The organism is Pseudomonas sp. Z1-29 (genome assembly GCF_051131995.1).
Lineage (GTDB): Bacteria > Pseudomonadota > Gammaproteobacteria > Pseudomonadales > Pseudomonadaceae > Aquipseudomonas.
On the sequence record NZ_CP071645.1, the window covers coordinates 1406746 to 1421005 of the forward strand.

General features: G+C 62.5%; 16 protein-coding genes. 5 read left to right on the forward strand and 11 right to left on the reverse strand.

The genetic code is table 11. From position 1 onward, the window contains the following. Window positions 1–18: 18 nt before the first annotated feature. The 6 genes from J3P84_RS06635 to J3P84_RS06660 form a co-directional block, all read right to left on the reverse strand. Window positions 19–729 carry an ABC transporter permease gene (locus J3P84_RS06635; protein WP_434628821.1) on the reverse strand — a complete coding sequence of 237 codons (711 nt, stop codon included), beginning with the start codon at window positions 727–729 and terminating at the stop codon, window positions 19–21. Beyond that, on the reverse strand, window positions 726–1454 hold the full coding sequence (locus J3P84_RS06640; RefSeq protein ID WP_434628823.1) for an ABC transporter permease: 729 nt from the start codon (window positions 1452–1454) through the stop codon (window positions 726–728). The genes J3P84_RS06635 and J3P84_RS06640 overlap by 4 nt, the downstream gene beginning before the upstream one ends. Window positions 1455–1511: 57 nt before the next feature. Beyond that, window positions 1512–2294, reverse strand: coding sequence for a transporter substrate-binding domain-containing protein (locus tag J3P84_RS06645; protein ID WP_305499201.1), 783 nt, complete (start codon window positions 2292–2294; stop codon window positions 1512–1514). A gap of 340 nt (window positions 2295–2634) precedes the next feature. Continuing rightward, window positions 2635–4323: an ATP-dependent DNA ligase gene (locus tag J3P84_RS06650; RefSeq protein ID WP_434628826.1), complete on the reverse strand. Its 1689-nt coding sequence runs from the start codon at window positions 4321–4323 to the stop codon at window positions 2635–2637. Then, window positions 4320–5351, reverse strand: coding sequence for a ligase-associated DNA damage response exonuclease (locus J3P84_RS06655; RefSeq protein ID WP_434628828.1), 1032 nt, complete (start codon window positions 5349–5351; stop codon window positions 4320–4322). Before J3P84_RS06655 ends, J3P84_RS06650 begins: the two co-directional genes overlap by 4 nt. A gap of 324 nt (window positions 5352–5675) precedes the next feature. Continuing rightward, the gene (locus tag J3P84_RS06660) at window positions 5676–8126 is read right to left on the reverse strand and encodes a penicillin acylase family protein (RefSeq protein WP_434628829.1); all 2451 of its coding nucleotides are present in this window, start codon (window positions 8124–8126) and stop codon (window positions 5676–5678) included. A 185-nt stretch (window positions 8127–8311) separates the two neighbouring features. On the opposite strand from J3P84_RS06660, the gene J3P84_RS06665 reads away from it, so the two are divergent. Continuing rightward, window positions 8312–8869: a cysteine hydrolase family protein gene (locus tag J3P84_RS06665; protein ID WP_434628831.1), complete on the forward strand. Its 558-nt coding sequence runs from the start codon at window positions 8312–8314 to the stop codon at window positions 8867–8869. Window positions 8870–9008: 139 nt separating this feature from the next. On the opposite strand, the gene J3P84_RS06670 is transcribed toward J3P84_RS06665, so the two are convergent. From J3P84_RS06670 to J3P84_RS06685, 4 genes are all read right to left on the reverse strand, one after another. Next, window positions 9009–9212 (reverse strand): SEC-C metal-binding domain-containing protein, encoded by a 204-nt coding sequence (locus J3P84_RS06670; protein WP_003198420.1) that lies wholly within the window; start codon window positions 9210–9212, stop codon window positions 9009–9011. A gap of 5 nt (window positions 9213–9217) precedes the next feature. Then, window positions 9218–9703: an LEA type 2 family protein gene (locus tag J3P84_RS06675; RefSeq protein WP_434601666.1), complete on the reverse strand. Its 486-nt coding sequence runs from the start codon at window positions 9701–9703 to the stop codon at window positions 9218–9220. Window positions 9704–9773: 70 nt separating this feature from the next. Beyond that, entirely contained in the window at window positions 9774–10250 is a 477-nt protein-coding gene (locus J3P84_RS06680) for a YchJ family protein (RefSeq protein ID WP_434631174.1), read from the reverse strand. Window positions 10251–10264: 14 nt separating this feature from the next. Next, entirely contained in the window at window positions 10265–10762 is a 498-nt protein-coding gene (locus tag J3P84_RS06685) for a DUF6231 family protein (RefSeq protein WP_434601665.1), read from the reverse strand. Window positions 10763–10954: 192 nt separating this feature from the next. On the opposite strand from J3P84_RS06685, the gene J3P84_RS06690 reads away from it, so the two are divergent. From J3P84_RS06690 to J3P84_RS06705, 4 genes are all read left to right on the forward strand, one after another. Next, window positions 10955–11656 carry an OmpA family protein gene (locus J3P84_RS06690; protein ID WP_305499213.1) on the forward strand — a complete coding sequence of 234 codons (702 nt, stop codon included), beginning with the start codon at window positions 10955–10957 and terminating at the stop codon, window positions 11654–11656. Between the two features lie 90 nt (window positions 11657–11746). Beyond that, the gene (locus tag J3P84_RS06695; RefSeq protein WP_434628834.1) at window positions 11747–12472 is read left to right on the forward strand and encodes an OmpA family protein; all 726 of its coding nucleotides are present in this window, start codon (window positions 11747–11749) and stop codon (window positions 12470–12472) included. 145 nt (window positions 12473–12617) lie between these two features. Next, window positions 12618–12890 carry a DUF1145 domain-containing protein gene (locus J3P84_RS06700; RefSeq protein WP_434628836.1) on the forward strand — a complete coding sequence of 91 codons (273 nt, stop codon included), beginning with the start codon at window positions 12618–12620 and terminating at the stop codon, window positions 12888–12890. Then, the gene (locus tag J3P84_RS06705) at window positions 12883–13641 is read left to right on the forward strand and encodes a collagen-like protein (RefSeq protein WP_434628838.1); all 759 of its coding nucleotides are present in this window, start codon (window positions 12883–12885) and stop codon (window positions 13639–13641) included. Before J3P84_RS06700 ends, J3P84_RS06705 begins: the two co-directional genes overlap by 8 nt. A gap of 126 nt (window positions 13642–13767) precedes the next feature. Here the strand turns inward: J3P84_RS06705 and J3P84_RS06710 are convergent, their stop codons facing one another. Then, window positions 13768–14232: a CopD family protein gene (locus J3P84_RS06710; protein WP_305499219.1), complete on the reverse strand. Its 465-nt coding sequence runs from the start codon at window positions 14230–14232 to the stop codon at window positions 13768–13770. Window positions 14233–14260: the final 28 nt, after the last annotated feature.

Here is a 14260-nt window from a genome sequence, read left to right on the forward strand (position 1 = left end):
GTCCTGGGAACGGAAGCCTTAGTGGGTCGGCCCGAGAAAGGCCAGCCAGCGGCGTTCGGCGAGACGGAAGAGGCCCACCAGTGCAAACGTGACGGTCAGGTAGATCAACGCGGCGATCCCGAACGACTGGAACGTCAGGAAGGTGGCCGAGTTGGCGTCCCGGGCGACCTTCAGCACGTCTGGAACGGTAGCGGTGAACGCCACGGTCGTCGAATGCAGCATCAATATCACTTCGTTGCTGTAGTACGGCAGCGAACGACGCAGCGCTGACGGCATGATCACGTACGTGTAGAGCTTCCAGCCGGTCAACCCGTAAGCCTTGGCCGCTTCGACTTCGCCGTGGTTCATGCTGCGAATCGCCCCGGCAAAGATCTCCGTGGTGTAGGCGCAGGTGTTCAACGCGAACGCCAGGATCGTGCAGTTCATCGCGTCGCGAAAGAAACTGTCGAGCACGGGTTGGGCACGCACCGCCTCGATGCTGTAGATGCCGGTGTAGCAGATCAGCAATTGGATATAGAGCGGCGTACCGCGAAACAGATAGGTGTAGAACTGCACCGGCCAGCGCACGTAGACCTTGGGCGAAACCCGGGCAATGGACAGCGGAATCGACACCACAAAGCCGATCAACAGCGCTGCGCTGAGCAGCCACAGGGTCATTGCCAGGCCGGTGATGTGGACGCCGTCGCTGTAGAGAAACGGTCGCCAGTATTCTTGCAGGAGTTCGATCATCGCATGGCCTCCCGGGCTCCGGCGGCGTAGCGGCGTTCAAGCCAGCGCAGGATAAAGTTGGATGCACTGGTGATCAGCAGATAGATGAGCGCCGCCAGCACCAGGAAATAAAACAGCTGGTAGGTGCTTTTGCCCGCATCCTGGGCGGCCTTGACCAGGTCGGCCAGGCCGATGATCGACACCAGGGCGGTGGCCTTGAGCATGACCATCCAGTTGTTGCCGATGCCCGGCAGGGCAAAGCGCATCATTTGCGGGAACACCACGTAACGGAAACGTTGGCCACGCTTGAGACCGTAGGCCGTGGCCGCTTCGACCTGACCGCGAGGCACCGCAAGGATCGCGCCGCGAAAGGTTTCGGTGAAGTACGCACCGTAAATGAAGCCCAGGGTGATGACCCCGGCGCCGAACGGGTTGATCTCGATGTATTCCCATTCCATGAAATCGGTAAAAGACGTCAGCCAGGTTTGCAGGCTGTAGAAAATCAGCAGCATCAGCACCAGGTCGGGCACGCCGCGAATCAGCGTGGTGTAGAGCTGGGCCGGAATACGCAGCAGTTTGACGCTGGACAATTTGGCGCTGGCGCCGAGCAACCCGAGCAGGACGCTAAGCAGCAAGGACAGGGCCGACAGCTTGATGGTCATCCAGGTGCCTTGCATCAGCAGCGGGCCAAAGCCCTGCAGGCTGAAGGCCGAGAGCCCCAGACTTTGTAGGAATTGTTCGAACATGGACATTGCCTTTGGCAGGAAAAAAGCGCCCACCCGGTTCAGGGTGGGCGCCGCGCATTATTTGCCGCTGTACAGATTCAGATCGCCAAAGTGTTTTTTCTGGATCTCGGCGTATTTGCCGTCGTCGTGTAACGCTTTGATACCTTTATCCAAAAGTGCCTTCAGCTCTTTGTTACCTTTCTTGATACCGATGGCGGTCTTGGATGGCAGCAGTTCGCTGTCCACCGGCTGGCTGACTTCATAGCCTTCGCCTTTTGGCGATTTCAGGAAGCCCAGTTCGGCCTGAAGCATGTCCTGGATCGCGGCATCGAGGCGGCCCGAGGTCAGGTCGGCATAGACCTGGTCCTGGTTCTGGTAGGCCTGGGTCTTGACGCCGGCCTTGTCCAGCACGGCCTTGGCGTAGGCTTCCTGGATGGTGCCTTGCTCGTAGCCGACGGTCTTGCCCTTGAGCGAGGCAACGTCTGCGCTCAGGCCCGAGCCCTTCTTGAATACATAGGCCGTTGGGCCGGAGAACAACTCGCTGGAGAAGTCGATAGCCTTTTCACGGGCCGGGGTAACGGTCATGGAGGAGATCACGCCGTCGAATTTATTGGCCTTGAGGCCCGGAATCATTCCGTCGAAATCGCTTTCGACCCATTTGCATTTGACCTTCAGTTCTTCACAGATCGCATTGCCCAGGTCGATGTCGAAACCCACCAGGCTGCCATCGGCGGCCTTGGATTCGAACGGGGCGTAGGACGGGTCGACACCAAAACGCAGTTCCTTGTATTCCTTGGCCGTGGCGACGCCGGCGGCCATGCACAACGCCAGTGCAGAAAGGGTCAGCAGTGCTTTTTTCATTATTGAGTCCCTAAAACCAATTTGAGCGCTTGTGGCGCGTAAGATTGTTACCGGTGAAGGTCTGAACGGTATGACGGCATAAAGGTAGCAATTTCCGAACCATAGTGCCGAACAAGTGTTTTAAAAGCACTGGCGGCGAGAGACGGAACGCAATGGTGCGCGGGGGTGAGCGTACATCAAAAAGCGCACCGGGATGGAGCGTGCGTTTGTCCGGTTTTGCTCTTCGTGGCGAGGGAGCTTGCTCCCGCTGGAGGCGCAGCCTCCCTCTGCGGTGCGTCCTTCAGAATCAGGGGGCGCTTCGCGCCCAGCGGGAGCAAGCTCCCTCGCCACGAGAGCGGGGTTACTTGAGAAGATCCTGAAGCGTCGCCAGCGTGTCCGCCTCTTCGACGGTCTTGTCCTGGCGCCAGCGCAGCATCCGTGGGAAACGTACCGCGATCCCGCTCTTGTGGCGCTTGGACAAGGCGATGCCTTCGAAGCCCAGCTCGAAAACCAGGGTCGGCGTGACGCTGCTCACCGGGCCGAACTTTTCCACCGTGGTCTTGCGCACGATGCTGTCGACCTGGCGCATTTCTGCATCGGTCAGCCCTGAATAGGCCTTGGCGAAAGGCACCAGCGTGCGTTCGCGGCTGCCGGGCGGGTTGTCCCACACGGCGAAGGTGTAGTCGCTGTAGAGGCTGGCGCGCCGGCCATGGCCGCGCTGGGCATAGATCAGCACCGCGTCGACACTGAACGGGTCGATCTTCCATTTCCACCACACGCCCATGTCCTTGGTCCGGCCGACGCCGTACAGCGCGTTGCGCGCCTTGAGCATCATGCCTTCGACGCCGAGGCTGCGGGACGCTTCGCGCTGGCGGGCAAGGTCGAACCAATCCTGGCCAGTGACGATGGGCGACGGCAACAGCACCGGACTGTGGCAGCGGGCAATCAGGGCCTCCAGTTGCTCGCGACGCTCGGCCTGGGGCCGGCTGCGCCAGTCCTCGCCTTGCCATTCCAACAGGTCGTAGGCCATCACCACCACGGGAGCGTCTTCCAGCACTTTCTTGCTCAAGGTCTTGCGACCGATGCGCTGTTGCAACAGGGCGAAAGGTTGCACCGCCGGCTGCAGCGGCGCGTCCGGATCAAAGGCATCCTCGGTGATCGCCTGCGGGGCTTTCCAGACCACGATTTCGCCATCGATCACCGTGCCGTCGGGCAACGCCTGCGCCAGGCAATGCAATTCAGGAAAGCGCTCGGTCACCAGGTCCTCGCCACGGGACCAGACCCACAAATGGCCGTCACGCTTGATCACCTGGGCGCGGATTCCGTCCCATTTCCACTCCACCTGCCAGTCGCTGGCCGGCCCCAACAAGGTGTCGAATTGCTCAATCGGTTGTGACAAGGCATGGGCCAGGAAAAACGGATAAGGCTGGCCGCCGCGCTGGGCATGTTCATCGGCGGATTCGCCGGCGATCAGCTTGAGGTAACTGGCCGCGGTCGGGCGATGGGACAGATCGGTGTAGCCCACCAGCCGTTGGGCCACCCGTTTGCTGTCGAGCCCGGCCATCGTTGCCAGCGCCCGGGTGACCAACAACTTGGACACCCCGACGCGGAAACTGCCGGTGATGAGCTTGATGCAGAGCATCAGGCTGGATCGGTCAAGTTCTGCCCACAGCGCCGGAAGCCGCTGCGCCAGTACCTCTGGCGACTCACCGCGCAACGGCAGGAGTTTTTCCTCGATCCACACCGCCAGGCCTTCATCGGAACTGTGGGGCGATTCGGGCAGTACCAGCGAAATGGTTTCGGCCAGGTCGCCCACTGCCTGGTAACTTTCTTCGAACAGCCAAAGAGACAGGCCGGACACCTGGACCGCCAGCTCGCGGAGGATTTTCACCGGTACCAACTGCCTGGGACGCCCGCCCGAGAGAAAATACACCGCCCAGGCGGCGTCCTCGGCTGGCGCCTTGCTGAAGTAATCCTGCATGGCCGCGAGCTTGGCGTTGCTTGAGGTGGTGGCGTCGAGTTCGGCGTACAGCTCGGCAAAAGCTTTCATGAGGCATCCTCGCCGCTGTCGCTCGCCACGGCGATGTCCTCTTCGTCATCGCCGTATTCCGTGGTGAAGCCCTGGGCGTCGAGGCCTTGTTCACAGAGATGACGCACCAGCACGGCCACCGATCCATGGGTGACCATGACCCGTTCGGCGCCGGTCTGTTCGATGGCCCAGAGCAGGCCGGGCCAGTCCGCGTGATCGGAAAGCACGAAGCCCCGATCCACGCCCCGTCGCCGACGGGTGCCACGCAAGCGCATCCAGCCGCTGGCGAAGGCGTCGCTGTAATCACCGAAACGCCGCATCCAGGTGCTGCCACCGGCGGAGGGCGGGGCGATGACCAGTGCCTGGCTCATGATCGGATCAGTCTTTTTCACATCGCCGGCATAGATCGTCGGCGGCAGGTGCACACCGGCTTCGCGATAGACCCGGTTCAGCGGCTCAACCGCGCCATGGCCGAGTATCGGCCCCAGGCTCGCGTCGATGCCGTGCAGGATTCGCTGGGCCTTGCCAAAGGAATAGCAGAACAACACGCTGGCCCGGCCGGCGGCGATGTTCCCGCGCCACCACTGGTTGATCTCATCGAACACCTGCGCCTGGGGCTGCCAGCGATAGATCGGCAGGCCGAAGGTGGATTCGGTGATGAACGTATGACACTTCACCGGCTCGAACGGTGCGCAGGTGCCGTCGGGCTCGACTTTGTAATCGCCGGACGCGACCCACACCTCGCCTTGGTATTCCAACCGCACCTGGGCAGAACCCAACACATGGCCGGCGGGATGAAAGCTTAGGGTCACGCCATGGTGCAGCAGCCGTTCGCCGTAGGGCAGGGTTTGCAGGTTGATGTCCTGGCCCAGCCGGGAGCGCAGGATGCCTTCGCCGGGTGCCGCTGCCAGGTAGTGCTGGTTGCCGCCGCGGGCGTGGTCGCCGTGGGCGTGGGTGATGACCGAGCGGTCCACCGGACGCCATGGGTCGATGTAGAAATCTCCCTGCGGACAATACAGGCCTTCGGGGCGGGCAATGACCAGATCCATGCGGTTACCGGGGCGATGGGCTTGTCCGGTAGAGGCGGGGACGGGGGGAGAAGTTCGATCGGTTTTCCTGGTGGGATGGGCTGACGCCATCGCGAGCAAGCTCGCTCCCACAGGTTAATTCGGTTCATTTAAGAAAGGATGCACTTGTGGCGAGGGAGCTTGCTCCCGCTCGGCTGCGAAGCAGTCGTGAACCGGCGGGTGCGGTGTGCCTGATGCTCCGCACATGACAGGTTTTTGGGGCCGCTTCGCGGCCCAGCGGGAGCAAGCTCCCTCGCCACGGGATCGTCGATTGCCTTAAGTGAATAGCATTAGAGGCAGATCGGCCTATTTTCCCGGCACCAAGGTCAAACGAGTCTTGCCATACGCCCGATCAAAATTCTGCGGTTGCAAGGGCAGGCTTTGATATTGACCCTTGAGCCACGGGTCCAGGCCGTTCAGATAGTTCGGGCTGGCCGGGTTGCCCGACTGGCCGGCGCCGCCCTGGATCGTCAATGGCTCAGGCTGGCTGAAATCAACGATAAAGCGCGTGGCCGGCGCCAGGGTCGTGTTGAAATCCTGGCCCCAGGCGAACGCGGCGGTATTGAGCGTGCTGCCATCGCCGCCGGCTGCCAGCGGGCCGCGTACGGTCTGGCCGCTGGCGTTTTTCCATTCCTGGCGGTGCAGCTTGCCCCACTGCCAGGCGCTGTGGTCAGTGCCCAGCAGACTGTCACCGGCGCTGACGGCCGCCGCGAGGCTGCGAGCCAGGATAACGGCCTTGTCTTCTTTTTGCGGCGTGCGCACATCGTCCCAGAACGGACTGTCCTCACGACCAAGCAAATGATCGGCCTGGGCCGAATAAGACAGCTGGCCGTTGGCGACCAGCGCTTTCCACGCCGGACTGCCCTCGGGGCCCAGTTCATCCAGGAACGTCTGCTTCATGCTTTCTTGCAGGAACAACTCATAGATCGCTGCGTCGGCAGAAACCGGACTGAGCCTGCCATCGAACGCCATCAGGCGGGTATAGGCCTCGCGTGCCTTGGCGCGGTCCGCCACCGGCAGGGCTTCGATGGCTTGCTTGAGTGGCTGGGCCATGCCCGGGGCTTCGAAGACCTTTTTCAGCTTGGCGGCGAATGTCGTGGTCTGGTCGTATTGCATGGCGATCAGGCTGCGCGCGTCGTGCTTGCCTGCGCCGGCCAGTTCGGCCAGGCGCTCGCCACGTTCCGGCGCCGCCCAGGAGTTGGACAGTTGCATGCCGTAGCCATGGGGAATGACGCGCTGGTTGGCGGTGCCGAGCCAACCCTGCGCCGGATCCTGGTCGTAGGGGTGCAGCATCGGATCGGCGTAACCGTCCCAATCGTAACGGCTGTCCCAGCCCGGCGACGGCAACAGGCCTTCGCCCTCGCGGCGGTTCGGGTAGCGACCGGTGACCTGCCAGCCGATATTGCGGGCGTCGGCGAACACCATGTTCACTGCCAGGGCGCGGATCTCCCGGCTCGCGTCGGAGGCTTTCTCGACGTTCTGCGCGCGCGACAGATCGAAGAGCGCGTCCAGGGTCTTGTCGTCGGTGAAGCTCGGCAATTGCAGGGCCAGGCCCAGACCGTTGGCCATGGCCGGACCTTGGGCGCTGTTGAGCAACGGACCGTGGCGGGTTTCGTACACCGCTTCTCTGATCGACCGTTGGCCCTTGATGAAGTAGGTCTCGTTGCGCACGGTCGCCTGCTGCCACTTGCCGTTGGCTTCGTAGGACAGCCCGTTGCCCTGGCGTCGGATCTTTTCCAGGTACAGGTCCTGGTTGTCGCCGAGAACACTGGTCATGCTCCACGCGACGTTACCGTTGAAGCCCGCGAGGATCATCGGGATGCCCGCCACGGAAAGCCCGGCCGCCTGATATTTGGGCGCGCGAATCTGCACCGGGCTCCAGAGCGACGGCACGCCCAGCGGGCCATGGCTGTCGCCGGCCAACAGGCTCTTGCCGTTGCGGCTGCGCTGCGGGCCGATGGCCCAGTTGCTCGAAGACGCTGCGCCCAGCAGGTTCAGGTTGGCCAACTCGGCGCTGGCCTTGCTGATTTCGTTCAAACCGGGAATCTGCCCATTGAGCCGGACGCCCTGCAGCTTTTCGGCTTCGGTCAAGGGCAATGGCTCGTCCGGGTAGGACGGGCTCAGCCAGGCCAGTTTATCGTTGGTTACGCTCTGGGCCTGCACCAGGGCGGCGACTTCTTCCGGCAGGTTCGCCGATTGGGTGAAGTTAAGCAGGCAGAACAGCAGCGCCGAATCTTCCGGTTTCCAGTATTCGGGTTTGTAGCCGGTGGCGGCCAAGTCCGCCGGCAGCTTGTCGCGGTAGCGGAACAGGTAGGCGTTGACGCCTCGCGCATAGACTTCGAAAAAGCGCTTCAGGCGTGGCGAAGATGCCTTGTACAGCTCATCTGCGCTTTTCTTCAGGTTGACGGCGCGCATGTAGCGGTCGACGTCCAGCCGTTCGGCGCCGGACATTTCCGCCAGGCGGCCCTGGGCGAGCAGGCGCAGGGTGGCCATCTGTGTGATCCGGTCGCTGGCATGCACATAGCCGAGGGCAAACAGGGCGTCATGAAAACTGTTGCTCTCGATCAGCGGCATGCCCAAGGCATTACGCCGGACCGAGACATTCTGCGCCAGCCCCTTGAGCGGTTGTACGCCGGTGGTGGGCGCGACCGTGTCCTGGGTATTCCAGGCCTGGCAACCGCTCAAAGCGAGCAGGCTGGCCACTGCTGCGGCAACGCCGAGCTTGGGAAAGAAAGAAATCGAGGCTGGCGAGGCCATGGCAAAGCTCCTGCGGGAGGGGGTGGCACCAATAAAGGCGCTACGTTAGTGAGCAGGAGAAGGGCGCGCAAGCGGGCTTTGGGGTTATTTGATGTTTTGCGATGAAAGCCCGGGCCACCAGAGACTTGCTTGTAAGAGAAGGTGGTGCTCAAGTGTGGGAAAAACCGACGACCGAGAGATCCGGAATGGAGCTACAGAAAAACGCGGCGCTGATCCTTATCGATCAGCAGAAAGGCATCCTCCATCCCAGGCTTGGCCCGCGCAACAATCCCGGGGCGGAGCTGCGCATGCTGGAATTGCTCGGATGCTGGCGAGAGTCGGCGCGGCCAATCATCCATGTCCATCATCTGTCCCGGTCCGAGGCGTCAGTCTTCTGGCCTGGACAATCAGGCGTGGAGGTTCAGGAGCGGTTCAGGCCCATGGCTGGGGAAGGGCTGGTCCAGAAGCAGATGCCCGATGCGTTTTGCGGCACGACCCTGGAGGCGGATTTGCGCAGTGCGGGTATCGGGCAACTGGTGATTGTCGGCGTGGCCACGAACAATTCGGTGGAGTCCACCGCGCGCACGGCGGGCAACCTGGGGTTCGATACGTGGGTAGCCGAGGATGCCTGTTACACCTTCGACAAGCCCGACTTCTTCGGTTATGCCCGTTCGGCTGCCGAGGTGCATGCGATGTCCCTGGGGAATCTGCATGGGGAGTATGCGACGGTGGTCAGCGTGGAGCGGATTCTGGCGGCGGGCTGATAAACCGAGATGGATATGCTGGCCTCTTCGCGAGCAGGCTCGCTCCCACAGGGAAAAGTGGTGCACCGCAGAACCAGTGTGGGAGCGAGCCTGCTCGCGAAGGCGGCCTAGCAGGCGAAAAATTTTTTTGCCTGGTCCATCAAGCCCCGTGGCACTTCTTGAATTTCTTGCCATTGCCGCACGGGCAAGGGTCGTTGCGACCGACGTCCTTCAGGGCATTGCGCACGGGTTCCTGGTGGGCGTGGCCGCAGTTCGGGCCGTGGACATGGCCGTGATCATGGTCGTGGTGATGATCATGGTCGTGGTTGCAATCAGGGCCATGGACGTGGGGTTGTTGGGTCATCGGGGTTACTCCGCAATTAGATCGGCGGCGATTATCACGCCATTGCGCTCCAGGTGCACGTAGTCGGCGATGAATAAACCGGTTTCCAGCTCCCCCTCCAGACGATAGGGAATCTGTTGCCGGGGTTTCTTCAGCATTTTCACCAGTTCGCGCACCTGCGGCCACAGGTTGGTGCGGATCGGCACCTTGAAATAGGCGCTGTGTCCGGGGCGCACCGTAAACCAGTGTTCATGTTCTCCTTCGGTCAGCAGCAAGTCGTCCAGGTGGATCCGGTAGGTCAGGCCGCGTACGGTGAGGTCGTCTTCGCCGGGGTTGTCGACGCGAAAGTGCAACATGAACTTCTGCTCCAGCAACCGGGCCCGCACCACCTCCACCTTGACCAGATGCACCTGTGGTTCGGGTGCCTCTTCACCTCGCCAGGACGCACACGCCCCTAGCCCGACGAACAGCAGCAGGCAAGTGATGCGCAGCAATCGAGATGTCTGGGTCATGTCCGTGCCTCTGGTTTGTTTCCAGTCTAGCCCCCTTGGTCGGTGGACGAGCGTCGGACGTTTCCGAAAATCAACGAATGAAGTAACTGGCGCAGCACTTCTTGAATTTCTGCCCGCTACCGCACGGGCAGCTGTCGTTGCGTCCCGTCTTGACCGGCACGGTCGGGTCAATGAAGTACCAGCGCCCGCCGTTCTGCACAAACGAAGATTGTTCGCGGTGGCTGTGTTCGCCCTGGCCGTCGTGCCAGCGTGCGGTGAAAGTGACGAAGGCATGTTCCGGCTGGCCGCCGAATACCTCGCTGCTCTCCACCTCCAAGCCCAGCCAGGTGCTGCCGGCGCTCCATTCGCTGATGGCCTGGCGGTCGAGGCCGTCCTGCTGGGCGGGCAGGGTGGTGCTCACCAGATAATCCACCAGGCCCAGCACATAAGCGCTGTAGCGCGAGCGCATCAAGGCTTCGGCGCAGGGCGCCGGATGACCGTCGTGATAATGGCCGCAGCAGGCGTCCAACGGGTTGCCGCTGCCGCAGGGGCAAATGGTTGTATGCAGGCTAGTGTCCACAGCTACCACCAATATTTTCCAAAGTTTTCCGGGTTGGCCCAGAAACGTGAGTTGAGCCAGTCGGGGACCTGCTTGTATTCAAGCAGATCGTAGGTAAACAGGGTCAGCACCTGATCTTCGCGCTGGAAGCGTTCGCTGGCCTGCAGGGCCAGGGAGAAGAAGTCGGTTTCCTGCCAGCCGCACGCGTTGAGGTCGGCCAGCACGGCAATCCGGCTGGCGTTGAGGTTGCGAATGCCGCCCAACAGGTTCAGACCGTCGCGCTTGGGCAAATGCTCCAGGCAATCGAGCGCCAGGGCCAGGTCGAAACGCCGCGCAGCCAGATCCGCCGGCAAGGGGCCGGGGGCAGCATGGACCACCTCGGTGTCGGGATGCGCCTGCTGGAATGCCTCGAGCGCGGGGAAGCTGCCGGCGCCGATCAGCAGCAGCTTTTGCGGGGCATAGCGGTCAAGCACGGCGGCCAGCGCCTGCTGGGGCGTGCGCGAAGAAATGGCAACGGTCATCGAAGTTCCTCAGTCAGAACCGCCACGATAGCGCGCGTGGACGCACGGGCCTAGAGCGGTTTGTCTTCGAACGCCGCGATCCGCCGTAAACAGGCGGCCAAAGCTGTGGTTGCGTCACGCTGGCGCAGAACCCTAGTCGGGTCTTTACTCCCCTGAATCGGCGCGAAGCCGATCCTTCAAGGAGAAAACCCGATGAGCATAGTTCGGACAGCGTTACCCCTGGTTCTGCTAACCAGTGTGTTGACTGGTTGCGCAGGTTTGCAAAAAACCGACTGGCCGATCTGTGCGGCCACCGGTGGTGTGGTCGGCGCAGGATTGGGCGCCATCGAAAGCAGTTCCTGGATCGGCCCGGGCGCACTGGTCGCCGGTACGGTGGCGGCAGGCTGGTGCTGGGCCCATGGCGATGGCGACGAGGACGGCGATGGCGTGCCGGACAGTCGTGACAAGTGCCCGGGCACGCCGAAGGGCGTGCAGGTCGATGCCGACGGCTGCCCACCACCGGCACCCGCACCGACACCGGTGGCTGAAGCGCCCGTGATGGTCCAGGAAGAAACGATCGTGGTCCGCGACGTGCATTTCGAATTCAACAAGGCCACCCTCACGCCGACGGACAAAGAAGTGCTGAGCACCATCGCGACCCGGCTGAAGCAGGAAACCTCCACCGCACAACTGCGAGTGACCGGGCACACCGACAGCGTCGGCAGCGATGCCTATAACCAGAAACTGTCGGAAAAACGCGCCAACTCGGTGGTTCAATACCTGGTCGAAAGCGGCGTGCCTCGCGCCAGTTTCGTCTCGGTGGCCGGCGCCGGGGAAAGCCAGCCGGTGGCGGATAACAAAACCGCCGATGGTCGCGCAATGAACCGTCGCACCGAAATCAAGATAAACCGCTGAACCCCTCGTTCTCCGCGGCTTGTACAGTCGCGGATGCGGGTCTTTACTCCTGTGTGACCGGTATGGGCCGGTGACACAGGAGCATTCACCATGAACGTTCTAATCAAGGCCGCCTTACCGCTACTGCTGGCAAGCAGCCTGCTGTCCGGTTGCGCCACTCACAGTGATGGCAGTGCCTCGCTCAATCAGCGTACCTGGCCGATCTGCAGCTTGATCGGCGGGCTTGTCGGCGGTGGTCTCGGGGCCATCGAAAGCGGTGGCTGGGCCGCCGGTGGCGCTGCGTTGGGGCTGCTGGGCGGTGGTTTGATCTGTTACGCCCAGGACGGCGACGAAGACGAGGATGGTGTATTCGATCGTCGCGACCGTTGTCCCGATACACCGGCCAATACCCCCGTCGAACATCACGGCTGCCCGCTGCCGCAATACCCGGCCAGCACGCCACCGGCCGAGCCGAACATGCCCACCAGCGAAGTCATTACCCTGAACGACGCTGGCAAGGTGCTGTTCGATTTTGACAAATCCGACCTCACCGCCGCGGCCAGGAGCCAGCTCGATGAGCTGACGGCAAAACTGAGTCACGCCAACGTCGCCAGTATCCGCGTGGTGGGCCACACCGACAGTGTCGGTACCGAGGCGTATAACGAGGGCCTCTCGGAACGTCGGGCCGGCAGCGTGGTGGAGTATTTGCTGACCCAGGGCGTGGCCCCGGCAAAACTCACGAGTGAAGGCAAGGGCGAAAGCCAACCGGTGGCCGACAACGAGACTGATGAGGGGCGTGCCCAGAACCGTCGGGTCGAATTGCATATCCAGCGTTAAACACCATCGCCCAAGCGGGCCAGAGCCGTCGGATCGCCAGGAAGGCGGTCCGCTGGGCCTGGATTAAATTTGCCGGGCCCTCTGGCATATCCTGCGCGCAAGCCGTTACTGTGCGCGCAAAGAATAATTCTCGAACGGGGGGCGTATGAAGGTGTTTTGGTGGCTGGGGCGCGTGCTGACCCTGCTGTTCTGGCTGGTGGTGCTGGTCAATCTGGTCATGCCGTTCGTCCATCCGCTGCATCTGTTGGTCAATCTGGCCGGGGTGTCGTTACTGGCGATCCATCTGCTCGAACTTCTATTGTTCAGGGCTCGGTTTCGTGGTCGTCCCGCTCCTGGCCGTGATCGCCTCAGGGTGCTGCTGTTCGGCATCTTTCACCTGCAAACCCTCCCGACCGCGCCAGAGGCCTCCCATGCGTAAACTGTGTCTGCTCGCATTACTCGTATGCCCGTGGGCCAGCGCTCAAGTGGTCCAGGTGGAAAGCCACTCGTTGATGCGCTTGCCCAACACCACCAGCACGCTTGCCCTGGAGCGATTGGACGTGGCCGACTACGGCACGCTGCTGGTGCCTTCGAACGTCACTGAGCTGTCCATTGGCCAATTGCACCTGGGGCGGGAGGCAAGGATCGCGATCGTACCGGCACAACAGGCGCTGGAGATGAAAGTCACCCAGGCCGAACTGGCCGAAGGCAGCCAGATCACCGCCCGTGGCGCGCCGGGAACCTATACCAAGGCGGCGCGCCCGGGGCGTAACCTCAATCTGCGCTTCGAGGCGTTGAACGCGCCGCTGCTGTCGGTGGATGCCCGTGGCGGTACCGGTGCGCCAGGTTACGTGGGGCTTGACGGCGCCAACGGCCAGGCACCGGGTTGCACCTGGGGTTCGGCCGGTCGCGGCGCCGACGGCAGCAACGGCGCGGATGGCCAGCCGGGCGCGGCCGGCGCGCTGGTTCGGCTGCAATTGCCCCGCGCTTATCCCGACGAACAGATCAAGGTAATGGTAGAGGGCGGCGCTGGTGGCGCGGCCGGGCCTGGCGGCAAGCCTGGCGCGGGAGGCAAGGCCAAGGGCTGCCTGGTCTATACAGCCGACGGCGGCAAGAGCGGCCGTCCCGGCGCCCATGGCCAGCCAGGGCCTGCCGGCGCGGCGGGTGCGGTGACGGTGCAGCGGTTCTAGGCTGTCTCGAAACTGTCCTGAGGTGGGAGCCAGCCTGCTCGCGAAAGCAATCGATCAGTCACGCCGATGCCGACTGATTCGACGCCTTCGCGAGCAAGCCCGCTCCCACAGGGGTCGATGATATTTTCAGAACATCGGCCGAGCCGCGCCGATCGCCACCACCAGCAAACCGATCAACAGATTGATCCCCACCAGCCTGCGAATCTTCCCCAGCACCGCCGCACCCGTCGGCCAATCCTGCGCCGTCACAGCGTTACGCAATGCTGGCAGTTGCAGGCCCTGGATACGGATGAACAACGCCGCCATCACCACATACAATCCCATCATTACCTGCACGTAACGCGGCGCGGTTTCGAAACCGGCGAAGCGCATGTGGATCAGGCCCACGCCGCTGATCGGCAAAAGCACCACGGCCACCCAGACCCAGACGAAAAAACGCTGAAACACTTCTACCCACAACTTGAGCCGGGCAGGGCCCTCAAGCGCCGTGATTGCGGCGGGTCGCAGGATCATCCAGGCGAAAAACATACCGCCAACCCAGACCAGGGCCGCCAGCAAATGCAGGGTGTAGACGAGGGCAAAGGGTGTCATTGGGTCACTCCGTTCTGCGCAGGATTAA

What these genes read in the sequence shown, in the direction of transcription:
- J3P84_RS06635 (WP_434628821.1), bottom strand. Translation starts at nt 729, where the DNA reads ATGATCGAACTCCTGCAAGAATACTGGCGACCGTTTCTCTACAGCGAC.
- J3P84_RS06640 (WP_434628823.1), bottom strand. Translation starts at nt 1,454, where the DNA reads ATGTTCGAACAATTCCTACAAAGTCTGGGGCTCTCGGCCTTCAGCCTG.
- J3P84_RS06645 (WP_305499201.1), bottom strand. Translation starts at nt 2,294, where the DNA reads ATGAAAAAAGCACTGCTGACCCTTTCTGCACTGGCGTTGTGCATGGCC.
- J3P84_RS06650 (WP_434628826.1), bottom strand. Translation starts at nt 4,323, where the DNA reads ATGAAAGCTTTTGCCGAGCTGTACGCCGAACTCGACGCCACCACCTCA.
- J3P84_RS06655 (WP_434628828.1), bottom strand. Translation starts at nt 5,351, where the DNA reads ATGGATCTGGTCATTGCCCGCCCCGAAGGCCTGTATTGTCCGCAGGGA.
- J3P84_RS06660 (WP_434628829.1), bottom strand. Translation starts at nt 8,126, where the DNA reads ATGGCCTCGCCAGCCTCGATTTCTTTCTTTCCCAAGCTCGGCGTTGCC.
- J3P84_RS06665 (WP_434628831.1), top strand. Translation starts at nt 8,312, where the DNA reads ATGGAGCTACAGAAAAACGCGGCGCTGATCCTTATCGATCAGCAGAAA.
- J3P84_RS06670 (WP_003198420.1), bottom strand. Translation starts at nt 9,212, where the DNA reads ATGACCCAACAACCCCACGTCCATGGCCCTGATTGCAACCACGACCAT.
- J3P84_RS06675 (WP_434601666.1), bottom strand. Translation starts at nt 9,703, where the DNA reads ATGACCCAGACATCTCGATTGCTGCGCATCACTTGCCTGCTGCTGTTC.
- J3P84_RS06685 (WP_434601665.1), bottom strand. Translation starts at nt 10,762, where the DNA reads ATGACCGTTGCCATTTCTTCGCGCACGCCCCAGCAGGCGCTGGCCGCC.
- J3P84_RS06690 (WP_305499213.1), top strand. Translation starts at nt 10,955, where the DNA reads ATGAGCATAGTTCGGACAGCGTTACCCCTGGTTCTGCTAACCAGTGTG.
- J3P84_RS06695 (WP_434628834.1), top strand. Translation starts at nt 11,747, where the DNA reads ATGAACGTTCTAATCAAGGCCGCCTTACCGCTACTGCTGGCAAGCAGC.
- J3P84_RS06700 (WP_434628836.1), top strand. Translation starts at nt 12,618, where the DNA reads ATGAAGGTGTTTTGGTGGCTGGGGCGCGTGCTGACCCTGCTGTTCTGG.
- J3P84_RS06705 (WP_434628838.1), top strand. Translation starts at nt 12,883, where the DNA reads ATGCGTAAACTGTGTCTGCTCGCATTACTCGTATGCCCGTGGGCCAGC.
- J3P84_RS06710 (WP_305499219.1), bottom strand. Translation starts at nt 14,232, where the DNA reads ATGACACCCTTTGCCCTCGTCTACACCCTGCATTTGCTGGCGGCCCTG.